This window comes from Streptomyces sp. NPDC050738 (genome assembly GCF_040654175.1).
Lineage (GTDB): Bacteria > Actinomycetota > Actinomycetes > Streptomycetales > Streptomycetaceae > Streptomyces.
The window spans coordinates 139,509-151,679 of the sequence record NZ_JBFAHN010000001.1; the positions used below are offsets into that span (position 1 = coordinate 139,509).

Sequence of the window (12,171 nt, forward strand, 5' to 3'; positions counted from 1 at the left end):
GTGAGTCCTGGGGCTGATCCGGGCCGCCTTCGGGATTCGAACCCGAGACCTACGCATTACGAGTGCGTTGCTCTGGCCAGCTGAGCTAAGGCGGCATGCTGTACGACCCATGGTGCGGTCAGCAGCGGAGCCAAGTCTACAGGGTTTAGCACCGTGCTCCGGACCACCCCCGGATCACCGCTGGATCACCTCCCGATCGCCTCCGGACCGCCTCCGCCCCAGGTCAGCCGCAGAGGCCCCGGGCTCCCGGATCGCACGGGTAATTGCCTGCCGCGGTGATCGCCGCCGCGCCGTGCGGGCCCGCCAGGTGGTCCAGGAAGGCGGCGGCCGGGGAGCCGGCGGGCGGGCGGCCGCGGGTGTACGCGTACTCGACCGACCAGTACGGGTAGCGGCCGGACTTCAGGGCGTCGAGCGTCGGGGTGACGTGGTCCAGGGGGACGGCGAGGGTGTTGCCGTGCGCGGTGGAGGCGGCGGCTCCGGCGTCGGCGTAGCCCACGGCTCCGGGGGTCGTGTCGACGGCGGTGAGGAGTTCGCCGGTGGTGGGGCGCTCGCAGCGGATCGTGGGGGTGGAGAGGCCGCGGTCTGCCGTACGGCAGTCGCCCGAGTTGGTCGGGGGTTCCGGATGGTCGGCGAGGACCTTGGACTCGAAGATCTGGCGGCTGCCCGAGTCGCCGTTGCGGCCCACCAGGCGTACGGGCAGATCGGCTCCGCCCAGCGCCGACCAGTTCCGGATACGGCCCGCGTAGAGGTCGCGGAGCTGGGCGAGGGTGAGGTTGTCGATCTTGGCGGAACGGTTCACCACCACCCGGAAGACCGTGACCGCCACCGGGGCGCCGGTCAGGCCCGACTCGTCGCCGGGCAGCCGGGTGTCGCTGAAGGCGATCCGGGCGGAAGAGGTGACCGACCGGGTGCCCGCCGCGCTGCCGTCGAGCTCGACCTTGATCTTCGCGGCGCGGGGGCAGGCGGAGCGGTAGGAGCTCACCGCCCGGTCGAGGACAGGCTCGAAGGCGGTGGAGCCGGTGACCGTGAGGGGGCCGGAGGGGCAGGCGGCGGCGGACGCCGGGGAGGAGGTGCGCGGGGCGGCCACGTAACCCGCGAGGAAACCCAGGCCCAGGGTGAGGAGCAGGGCGGAGTTGCGGAAGGCCTTGGCGCGCTCCAGGCGGGCGTGGCCGCGGACGATGTCGCCGCCGCCTATGTGGCCGTTGAGGCGGATGTCGCTGCCATGCGGACCGTCCAGGAGCATGAGGAGCTTGAAGTGGTCCTTGCGCTTCATCGCGAAGCGCGGGATCGGCAGGCGTTCGCCGGTCGCGTGCAGGCCGGGCGGCCGGCGCAGGGTGTCGAGGAGGACGTCGCGCTCGACCTCGACCGGCTCGACGTGGATGAGGGTGCGGCCGGGGAAGCGTACGTACAGCGCGTGCTCGATGTCCTCGGTGCGCAGCTCCTGGAAGCCGACGTTCTCGATGCGCAGGAGAACCAGGCTGGCGGACTCGCCGGGCGATCCGTCGGAGGGGCCCGTGCCGGGCGGGCGGAGGCGGACCGCGCCGCCGGGGCCGTCACGGACGATGCTGATGGGGATGTTGAGCTGGATGCGGTACGCGATGCGGTGGCGCAGGCGGTAGTACTGCCACAGGCCGGTGCAGGCCGAGGCGAGGACGGTCGCGATGACCGCCCAGAGCGCCTGGGTGAGTTCCGTCGACATCTGCCATCCCCCCGAGGACCGGAGGGCTGACGGTAACCGCGGGAACTCCCGCACCAGGGGCAACGAAGGCCCTGGACACGGGAGTTCCGGAGAATGTCGGGGGCCCGCAGGCCGCCGTTTACCGGCAGGTCTTCCCTGCTGCCGGAACCGCGCCTTCCAGGAGGTAGGTGTTGATCGCCGTGTCGATGCAGTCGCTGCCGCGGCCGTACGCCGTGTGGCCGTCCCCTTCGTACGTGAGCAGCGTGCCGGAAGAGAGCTGCGAGGCAAGGGACTTGGCCCACTTGTACGGGGTCGCCGGGTCGCGGGTCGTGCCGACCACGACGATCGGGGCGGCTCCGTCGGCCGCGATGCGGTGCGGGGTTCCGGTGGCGGGAGTCGGCCAGTACGTGCAGTTCAGGGAGGCCCAGGCGAAGCCCTCGCCGAAGACCGGGGAGGCCTTCTCGAAGGAGGGCAGGGCGAGGGTGACGGCGTCGGGGCCGGTGAAGGCGGGGGGCGAGTCGAGGCAGTTGACGGCCGCGTTGGCGTACATCAGGTTCGAGTAACTGCCGTTCTCCTGGCGCTCGTAGTAGGAGTCCGCGAGGGAGAGCAGGCCCGCGCCGTCGTTGTTCATCGCGCGGGTGAGGGCGGCGCGCAGCTCGGGCCAGGCGGCCTCGTCGTACATCGCGGCGATCACGCCGGTGGTGGCGAGCGATTCGCCGAGCTTGCGGGACTGGCCGGTCGAAACGGGGTGCGCGTCGAGCGTGGTGAAGAACTTCTTCAGGTCGGCGGAGGCGTCCGCCACGGACGTGGTGCCCAGCGGGCAGTCCTTGTGCTTGATGCAGTCCGCGGCGAACGACTGGAAGGCGGTCTCGAAGCCGGCCGTCTGGTCGCGGTTCATGTCGACGGCGGAGAGCGAGGGGTCCATCGCGCCGTCCAGGACGAGGTGCCCTGTGCGGTTCGGGAAGAGCCCGGCGTAGGTCGCGCCGAGGAAGGTGCCGTAGGAAGCGCCGAGGTAGTTGAGCTTCTCGTCGCCGAGAACGGCCCGGAGGATGTCCATGTCGCGGGCCGCCTCGACCGTGGAGACATGGGGCAGGACGGTGGCGGAGCGCTTCTCGCAGCCCTTCGAGAAGTCCTTGAACGCGGTGGCGAGTCGAGCGGTCTCGGCGGCGTCGTCGGGGGTCTGGTCGACCTCGGTGTACGCGTCCATCTCCTTGCCCGTCAGACATTCGACGGGCTCGCTGCGGGCCACACCGCGCGGGTCGACGGCCACCATGTCGTAGCGGGCCCGGACCTGGGCGGGGTAGCCGATCCCCGCGTACCCCTGGAGATAGTCGACCGCGGAACCGCCGGGGCCGCCCGGATTCACCAGCAGTGAGCCGATCCTCTTGCCGGGTCCGGTGGCCTTCTTGCGGGAGACGGCGAGCTTGATGTCGCCCGCGGAGCGATTGGCGTAGTCGAGCGGGGCCTTCATGGTCGAGCACTCGAAACCGGGCGCCCCGCAGGAGCGCCAGGTCAGCTTCTGCGCGTAGTACGTGGCGAGGGCGGCGGCCGGAGCCGCCTTGGACGACGCGGCGGTCGAGGACGCCGAGGCGCTGGGGGCCGAACTCCCCGACGTACAGCCCGAAATGAGCAGGCCGGCGGTGGCCAGCGTGGTCGCGAGTGTGGAGAGCAGGCGCCTGGTGTCCATCCCCGGAGCGTAGTCGGCCGCTGACGGGCGGTGTGCTCCCGCGCTCGTACGAGTGAGACGGTCAACCCGCGCGCAGGGCCACGGCCATCGCCTCGACGGCCAGCAGCGGGGCCACGTTCCTGTCCAGTGCCCGGCGGCAGGCGCTGATCGCCTCGATGCGGCGCAGGGTGCGCTCGGGACCCGACGCGCGGGCGATCCGGTCGAGGGCGTCGCGCAGGTCCTCGTTGGAGATGGCCACCCGGGAGCGGAACTGCAGGGCCAGGACATCGCGGTAGAAGCCGGTGAGGTCGGTCAGCGCGAGGTCGAGGCTGTCGCGCTGCGTACGGGTCTTGCGGCGCTTCTGCCGGTCCTCCAGCTCCTTCATCGCCCCTGCGGTGCCACGCGGCATCCGCCCGCCCGCAGCCGCGCCGAGCGCCGCTTTGAGGTCCTCGGTCTCCTTCCCGTCGACCTCTTCCGCCATCTGCTTGGCGTCGTCGCTCGCCGCGTCGATCAGCTCCTGGGCCGCCTTGAGACAACCGCCGATGTCGTCGATGCGGAGCGGCATCTTGAGCACGGCGGCGCGTCGGGCCTTCGTACGGTCGTCCGTGGCCAGGCGGCGGGCCCTGCCGATGTGCCCCTGGGTGGCGCGCGATGCGGACAGCGCCACCTGCGGGTCGATGCCGTCACGGCGCACGAGGAGGTCGGCGACGGCCTCGACGGGTGGCGTACGGAGGGTGAGATGGCGGCAGCGTGAGCGGATGGTGGGCAGCACGTCCTCCAGCGAGGGCGCGCAGAGCAGCCAGACCGTGCGGGGAGCGGGCTCCTCGACGGCCTTGAGGAGGACGTTGCCCGCGCCCTCGGTGAGGCGGTCGGCGTCCTCCAGGACGATGACCTGCCAGCGGCCGGTGGCCGGGGAGAGCTGGGCACGGCGGACCAGGTCGCGGGTCTCCTTCACACCGATGGAGAGCAGGTCGGTGCGGACCACCTGCACATCGGCGTGGCTGCCGACCATGGCGGTGTGACACCCGTCGCAGAAACCGCAGCCAGGGGCGCCGCCCAGCGCGCGGTCGGGGCTGACGCACTGCAGCGCGGCGGCGAAGGCACGGGCGGCGGTGGAGCGCCCCGACCCCGGAGGCCCGGTGAAGAGCCAGGCGTGGGTCATCGTCGACTTGGACACGTCCGGGGCGTCGCCGCCGGTGGCCGCGGCGGTGACGAGCGCGTCGGCATCGCGAGCGGCGGAGGCCAGCTGCGCCTGAACCCGGTCCTGCCCGACGAGGTCGTCCCATACGGCCATGGTGGTCGCCCCTTTGGTGGTGGCTTGTGCGGTGCTACGGACCCATTGTGAGGCAGAGGTCTGACAACGGGTCCGGGGCGGAGCCCTGGTGGGGCTCCGCCCCGCCCCGGCTAGCGCCGCCGGCCCCCGCGTCCGCCCCGTCCGTCGCCCTCGTCCTCGTCGTGCTCACCCAGCAACTCGTCCGCCAGCGACGGCAGATCGTCCAGCGGAGTCTCCTCCGCCCAGTCCGAGCGGGGCCGCGGCTTGCTCGGGTCGACCTGGGGGATCTCCCGGGTGCGCTCGTTCGCGGACTCCGGCGCGGACTCCTGCCGTACGGGCGGGAGCACCGCGGTCTCCTCCACGTCCCGAACATCCGGAACAGCCGGAGCGTCCTGGATCTTGGGGATCACCGTGGTCTCCTCGGCGTCCACGATCCGGGGCATGACCGTGGTCTCCTCCGCGTCGCCCGCAGGACTCCGCACCGGCTGGGTGACCTCGTTCGCACCGACCACCGGCGTCTCGACCGTGGTCTCGGCGGCCGAGGCCTCCACAGCGGCCGTGGCTGCCGTGGCCTTCGCCGCCGAAGCGGCAGCAGCAGCCTCGGCGAGACGCCGTGCCTCCTCGGCCCGCAGGAGCGCCTCCTCGGCCTTGCGCTGCTTCTCGCGGCGGCGTTCCTCCGCCTCCGCGCGCAGCCGCTCCTCTTCTTCCTTCTGCCGACGCAGCCGCTCCTGCTCTGCAGCGCGCGCCCGCTCCTCGGCCTCGCGGCGCAGCCGCTCCTCCTCGGCGAGACGACGTGCCTCCTCGGCCCGCAGCCTGGCCTCCTCGGCCTGGCGCTCCTCCTCGCGGCGGCGCGCCTCCTCCAGCTCGAGGCGCTTGCGCTCCTCTTCCTCGGCGCGGAGCTTCTCCAGCTGGGCCTGGCGCTCGCGCTCCAGGCGCTCCTCCTCGGCCTTGCGCGCGGCCTCCTCGTCGGCGAGGCGCTTGGCCTCCGCCTCGGCGGCCTTGCGCGCGTCCTCCTTGGCCTTGACCTCGGCCTCGGAGAGCGGGAGGAGCTGGTCGAGCCGGTGCCGTACGACGGTCGTGATCGACTCCGGCTCCTGCCCCGCGTCCACCACCAGATAGCGCCCCGCATCAGCGGCGGCAAGGGTCAGGAACCCGGTCCGCACCCGCTGGTGGAACTCCATCGGCTCCGACTCGAGCCGGTCCGGCGCCTCCGTGAAGCGCTCTCGCGCGGTCTCGGGCGACACGTCCAGCAGCACCGTCAGATGCGGTACGAGACCATGCGTCGCCCAGCGGTTGATCCGGGCGATCTCGGTCGGCGACAGATCGCGGCCCGCACCCTGATACGCCACGGACGAGTCGATGTAGCGGTCGCTGATGACGATCGCGCCGCGCTCCAGGGCGGGGCGCACGACGGAGTCGACGTGCTCGGCCCGGTCGGCGGCGTACAGCAGTGCCTCGGCCCGGTTCGACAGACCCGCGCTCGACACGTCGAGCAGGATCGACCGCAGCCGCTTCCCGATCGGCGTCGCACCCGGCTCCCGCGTCACCACGACCTCGTGGCCCTTGGCCCGGATCCACTCCGCAAGCGCCTCGACCTGCGTCGACTTGCCCGCCCCGTCGCCGCCCTCCAGGGCGATGAAGAAGCCGGTGGACGACAGGGCCTGCGCCGGGTCGTCGCCGCCGCGCACCGCATCGCGCAGATCGCGGCGGAGCGGAACGCCCGAACGGTCGTCCGTCTTGGAGAGTACGAGCGCGGCGACCGGCAGGAGCAGTGCGCCGACCAGCATCAGCGTGAACGCGGCCCCACCGTGGGCGAAGACGAACGTGCCGCTGCCGAGGTGGTGCGGGCCGATCGCGGCGGCGAGCAGCGGGGCGACGATCGCGCCGAGCGCGATCGCGACCCGTACGACGGCCTGGAGGTGCTCGGTGGTCCGCGCGCGGCGGAACTCCTCGGTCTCCAGGTCGATCAGCGTGTGCGCGGTGGCGGCCGCGACTCCGGCCGCGTAACCGGCGAGCACCGCGATGAGCAGCACCGTCGCCAGGTCGGGTACGAGACCCATGGCGAGGAGCGCCACACCGGTGAGCGCGATGGCGATGGCGAGCAGGCGGCGGCGGGAGAGCGCGGGCAGCACGGCGGCCGCGCTGCGGATGCCCGCGCCCACGCCGCCGGTCAGCACCAGGACCAGCAGCGAGAAGGCGACAGGACCGCCGCCCAGGTCGATGGCGTGCAGCACGGAGACGGCCGCGGCGGAGGCGATCGCACCGGCAACGGCCGCGGCGGCCAGCACGAGCAGCGGGGTCGCGCCGGTGCGGCCGGAGTCGGGGCCGTTCCCGGTCGACGGCCGGCGCAGGCCCTCCAGCGGGGAGCGCGGCCGGGGCGTCTGGCCGCCGGGAAGCTCCAGGAAGTACAGGGTCGATACGGAGGCCCCGAAGAGTCCCGCCGCGACATAGGAGCCGAGCGCCGCCTGGTGCAGCGAGAACCAGTCGATGCCCGTCCCCAGCAGCCGCCCGATCAGCGTGGCGACAAGAAGGGCCGCGGCCGCGAGAGGGATCGCCGCGAAGGCCGTACGGAGGGACAGCCGGCGCAGCGCGTCCAGGTGGTCGGGGAGCGGGCGCACGGCGGCGCCCTCTATCGGCGGGGACGGGAGCAGGGCGGGTGCCGCGCTCTCCTTGGCCACCGTCCAGAAGCGTTCGGCGACTCCGCCGACGAAGACCGTGACCAGGAGGAAGGCCAGGGCCTTGTCCGGGGTCCAGTCGATCCACAGCGGTGCGACGACGAGCAGCGCGAGCCTGATCCCGTCGGCGCCGATCATGGTCCAGCGCCGGTCCAGCGGCCCTCCCGGCGCGGTCAGCGCGGAGACCGGTCCCAGCAGCACCGCCCCGAAGAGCAGCGTGGCAAGCACGCGGGCGCCGAAGACGGCGGTGACGGCGAGGGCGACACCGCGGTATCCGCCCCCGAATGATCCTTGCGTGATGGCCGCCTGCAACGAAAGCAGCAGCAGCACGAGAAGGGCGAGGGCATCGCCGGTTGCGCCGACGAGGTGTGCACTCCACAACCGCCTGAGCGGGGGGAAGCGCAGCAGTGCCCGTACGGCGCGCTCGCGTGAGTCTGCGGCTAGTTCGTCGGAGTTGGGGCTCACGACCGTTGGCTGCTCGGCTCGCGTCATCCGCCCAGCCTATCCGGAGCGTGCACCTCCCTGTGGGGCGCACCCGAACAGTTGTCCTCAACGACTGTGCAAACCAAGCCCGATCAAGCCGCGAGCCGGGGGCCGGGAGCGATCCCCCAGGCCCCCGGCCCGCAGCCAGGACGTGACGTACGCCCTACTACTCGTCCGCAGCGGACGAAGCCGCGGACGCCGTCGCCTTCGCGGCCGCCTTCTTGGCCGGAGCCTTCTTGGCCGTCGTCTTCTTCGCCGCTGTCTTCTTGGCCGCCGTCGCCGTCGCGGTCTTCTTCGCCGCGGTCTTCTTGGCGGTCGCCTTCTTGGCCGGAGCCTTCTTGGCGGCGGTCTTCTTCTTCACCGGACCCTTGGCCCTCTTCTCGGCCAGGAGCTCGTACCCGCGCTCGGGCGTGAGCTCCTCGACGCTGTCCCCGGTCCGCAGGGTGGCGTTGGTCTCGCCATCGGTGACGTACGCGCCGAAGCGTCCGTCCTTCACCACGACCGGCGCCCCGCTCACCGGGTCCGTACCCAGCTCCTTGAGCGGAGGCTTGGCCGCGGCCCGGCCCCGCTGCTTCGGCTGGGCGTAGATGGCGAGCGCCTCGTCGAGGGTGATCGTGAAGAGCTGCGGTTCCTCGGTCAGCGACCGCGAGTCCGTGCCCTTCTTCAGATACGGGCCGTACCGGCCGTTCTGAGCGGTGATCTCGACGCCCTCGGCGTCGGTCCCGACCACCCGCGGAAGCGACATCAGCTTCAGCGCCTCGTCGAGGGTGACCGTGTCCAGCGACATCGACTTGAAGAGCGAGGCCGTCCGCGGCTTGACCGCGTTCTTCCCGGTCTTCGGCGTGCCCTCGGGCAGCACCTCGGTCACATACGGCCCGTACCGGCCGTCCTTCGCCACGATCTGGTTCCCGGTGACCGGGTCGGCGCCCAGCTCGAAGTCACCGCTCGGCTTGGCGAGCAGTTCCTCCGCGTACTCGACGGTCAGCTCGTCGGGCGCCATGTCGTCGGGGACGTCGGCGCGCTGGTGGTTCTCGGAGTCCTTCTCGCCGCGCTCGATGTACGGGCCGTAACGCCCGACCCGCAGCACGATCCCGTCGCCCACCGGGAAGGAGGAGATCTCCCTGGCATCGATGGCGCCCAGGTCGGTCACGAGCTCCTTGAGCCCGCCCAGGTGGTCCCCGTCACCGTTGCCGGCGGCGGAAGCCGCACCCGCGTCCGCGTCGCCCTGACCGAAGTAGAAGCGCCTCAGCCACGGCACCGCCTGCGCCTCGCCCTGCGCGATGCGGTCGAGGTCGTCTTCCATCTTGGCGGTGAAGTCGTAGTCGACGAGGCGCCCGAAGTGCGTCTCGAGGAGGTTGACCACGGCGAAGCTCAGGAAGGACGGCACCAGCGCCGTGCCCTTCTTGAAGACATACCCGCGGTCGAGGATGGTTCCGATGATCGAGGCGTACGTCGAAGGACGCCCGATCTCGCGCTCCTCGAGCTCCTTGACGAGCGAAGCCTCCGTGTAGCGGGCCGGCGGCTTCGTGGCGTGCCCGTCCACCGAGATCTCGCCGGCCGACAGCGCGTCGCCCTCCGCGACCTGCGGCAGCCGCCGCTCGCGGTCGTCGAGCTCCGCGTTCGGGTCGTCGGCCCCCTCCACGTACGCCTTCATGAAGCCGTGGAAGGTGATCGTCTTGCCGGAGGCGGAGAACTCCGCGACCCGGCCGTCGTTCGAGGTGCCCACGATCTTGACGGTGACCGAGTTGCCGACGGCGTCCTTCATCTGGGAGGCGACGGTCCGCTTCCAGATGAGCTCGTACAGGCGGAACTGGTCCCCGCTGAGCCCGGTCTCGGCCGGAGTGCGGAAACGCTCGCCCGAAGGACGGATCGCCTCGTGCGCCTCCTGGGCGTTCTTGACCTTCCCGGCGTACGTGCGCGGCTTGTCCGGGAGGTACTCGGCGCCGTACAGCTGCGTGACCTGCGCACGGGCCGCCGAGACCGCCGTCTCGGAGAGCGTCGTGGAGTCCGTACGCATGTAGGTGATGAAGCCGTTCTCGTACAGCTTCTGCGCCACCTGCATGGTGGCCTTGGCCCCGAAGCCCAGCTTGCGGGAGGCCTCCTGCTGCAGCGTCGTCGTACGGAAGGGGGCGTACGGCGAGCGGCGGTACGGCTTGGATTCCACCGAACGCACGGCGAAGGAGGAATCGGCCAGCGCGGCGGCGAGCGCGCGGGCATTCGCTTCGTCGAGGTGGAGCACCTCGCTCTTGAGCTGCCCTGTTGAGTTGAAGTCGCGGCCCTGGGCGACCCGGCGGCCATCCACCGTATTCAGCCTGGCGACAAGGGTCGACGGGTCGGATACATCGCCCGTACGGCCTGTTGAGAACGTCCCGGTCAGGTCCCAGTACTCAGCAGAACGAAAAGCGATGCGCTCGCGTTCCCGCTCGACGACAAGTCGTGTCGCGACGGACTGGACACGCCCGGCGGACAGCTTCGGCATGACCTTTTTCCACAGGACCGGCGAGACCTCGTAGCCGTAGAGGCGGTCGAGGATACGGCGGGTTTCCTGGGCGTCGACCATGCGCGTGTTCAGCTCGCGCGGGTTGGCGACGGCCTCCCGGATCGCGTCCTTGGTGATCTCGTGGAAGACCATCCGGTGGACGGGGACCTTGGGCTTGAGGACTTCCTGCAGGTGCCACGCGATGGCTTCGCCCTCGCGGTCCTCATCGGTGGCGAGGAAGAGTTCGTCGGACTCGGCAAGGAGCTCCTTGAGCTTCCTGACCTGGGCCTTCTTGTCGGCATTGACGACGTAGATCGGCTGGAAGTCGTTCTCGACGTCCACGCCCAGGCGGCGTACCTCACCGGTGTACTTGTCCGGCACCTCGGCGGCGCCGCTCGGGAGGTCGCGGATGTGCCCGACGCTCGCTTCGACGATATAACCCGGGCCGAGATAGCCCTTGATCGTCTTCGCCTTGGCGGGCGACTCGACAATGACGAGTCGGCGTCCGCCGTGTGCGGTCTCGCTGGTCGGGGACAACGTGGCTCTTCTCTCCGGTCGGCACTCTGCGGTCATTCGTGCGGTGACGCTGCGGAGTGTGACGGTACAACCCGCCCCCGTGTCAAACGGCTAAAGCCCGCAACGGCCACTCGAACGGTAACCCGACTACCGCCATTTCTGCCGCCCGGACCGATCCACCGCCTCAGGTGACACCCCGTGCCCGCAGTATCGACGCTCCGGAGAGGCCCTTGTCTCAGATCCGGGCGAAACACCACACTCCGAGGGCGAGAAAGGCCACGCCGAAGAGCGCGGCGAGTACGGCGGAGGCCGCAGGGCTCACTCCGTGTGCCACCGGCGCACGGTGCAGTGTGCGCGCCCCCGTCCACAGCAGAAGTGCGCCGCCGAACAGCACGAACACCGTTCCGGCGAAGATCGCTGGCGTGCTCTCCATGATCTGTCCCACCCCATCCGTCCCGTCCCCCTGATGCCCAGGAACGCGAGGCTGACAGCCCAGGGACGCGCCAGGGACACGACAAGGCGGCGCAGGCACGAACTGCGGGTGAACGACAGGCGCCGAAGTCATAGCCCCTTCACCCCTGCGCCTGCGCCTGCGCCTGCGCCTTCGCCTGCGCCTGCGCCTGCGCCTGCGCCACCGTCGCGTTCTTCCCGTCCGCCCGCGCCACCGTGCAGATCACCTTGGTGAACCCGGCGTTCCAGTCGTCCTCCGACGGCAGCCAGCCGAGCATCACCTTGTCCGCGCCGGGTGCCCAGCTGGATTCGTAGGCATTGCCGCAGAGCTTGGTGCCGCTGTCGACGGCCTTCTTGCGGCGGCAGGTCGAGCCCCGGATCGCGGAAGGCCCCGACCTCGCTGCCGATCGCCGCGTGGCGGCCGAGAACCAGGCAGACGACCTGCCCGCCGGCCGCGTCGAAGCCGTCCGTCGTCGGTATGAGCGCGTAGACGCCCGCGTCGGGAAGTGCCGCCACATCCTTGGCGGTCCGGGTCCTGCAGCGGTCGGCCCCCTCCCGGCCCGCGGCGGCGGCGTCGGCGTCGGCGTCGGCGTCGGCGAACTTCTCCAGCGCCATCGCCTGACCGTCCGGCCAGGCATCCGCGCAATTCACCACCCCCGGATTGGGCGTCCCCTTGAAGGCCTCGCCCGGCCAGACCGCGCTGACGCACTGGCACGCCGAGAGCGCGCCGGTCAGCCCTGTCGTGCTCCCGTACGGAAAGACGGGGCCGGTGGCCGAAGCCGAAGCGGAGGCCGACCCCGAACCGGCCCCGCCACTGGGCGACTTGCCGCCCTGCGCGCCCGCGTCGCCACCCCCGCCCCCACCCGGATCGGCCTCCGCCGTGCCGGACGAGCGGATTCCGGCGGCACGGCCGGCGCCCGGTACGGATTCCAACCGTCGTACGCCGCATGT

7 protein-coding genes and 1 tRNA gene are annotated in these 12,171 nt (G+C 71.4%); all 8 read right to left on the reverse strand.

Going from position 1 to position 12,171, the window contains the following annotated elements; genetic code table 11:
* Window positions 1–21: 21 nt before the first annotated feature.
* Window positions 22–95 (reverse strand) — tRNA-Thr (locus tag AB0H78_RS00620).
* A 128-nt stretch (window positions 96–223) separates the two neighbouring features.
* A complete protein-coding gene (locus tag AB0H78_RS00625) occupies window positions 224–1,699 on the reverse strand; it encodes a substrate-binding domain-containing protein (RefSeq protein ID WP_363231981.1) in 1,476 nt (491 codons plus the stop codon).
* A gap of 118 nt (window positions 1,700–1,817) precedes the next feature.
* Window positions 1,818–3,365, reverse strand: a complete 1,548-nt coding sequence (locus tag AB0H78_RS00630; RefSeq protein ID WP_363231982.1) for an alpha/beta hydrolase — start codon at window positions 3,363–3,365, stop codon at window positions 1,818–1,820.
* Between the two features lie 61 nt (window positions 3,366–3,426).
* The gene (locus AB0H78_RS00635; RefSeq protein ID WP_363231983.1) at window positions 3,427–4,638 is read right to left on the reverse strand and encodes a DNA polymerase III subunit delta'; all 1,212 of its coding nucleotides are present in this window, start codon (window positions 4,636–4,638) and stop codon (window positions 3,427–3,429) included.
* Between the two features lie 110 nt (window positions 4,639–4,748).
* Window positions 4,749–7,784 carry a dTMP kinase gene (gene tmk, locus AB0H78_RS00640; protein ID WP_363231984.1) on the reverse strand — a complete coding sequence of 1,012 codons (3,036 nt, stop codon included), beginning with the start codon at window positions 7,782–7,784 and terminating at the stop codon, window positions 4,749–4,751.
* A 157-nt stretch (window positions 7,785–7,941) separates the two neighbouring features.
* Window positions 7,942–10,791 carry a type I DNA topoisomerase gene (gene topA / locus AB0H78_RS00645; protein ID WP_363231985.1) on the reverse strand — a complete coding sequence of 950 codons (2,850 nt, stop codon included), beginning with the start codon at window positions 10,789–10,791 and terminating at the stop codon, window positions 7,942–7,944.
* A 214-nt stretch (window positions 10,792–11,005) separates the two neighbouring features.
* On the reverse strand, window positions 11,006–11,203 hold the full coding sequence (locus AB0H78_RS00650; RefSeq protein WP_363231987.1) for a hypothetical protein: 198 nt from the start codon (window positions 11,201–11,203) through the stop codon (window positions 11,006–11,008).
* A 128-nt stretch (window positions 11,204–11,331) separates the two neighbouring features.
* Window positions 11,332–12,153 carry a hypothetical protein gene (locus tag AB0H78_RS00655; protein ID WP_363231988.1) on the reverse strand — a complete coding sequence of 274 codons (822 nt, stop codon included), beginning with the start codon at window positions 12,151–12,153 and terminating at the stop codon, window positions 11,332–11,334.
* Between the last annotated feature and the right edge of the window lie 18 nt (window positions 12,154–12,171).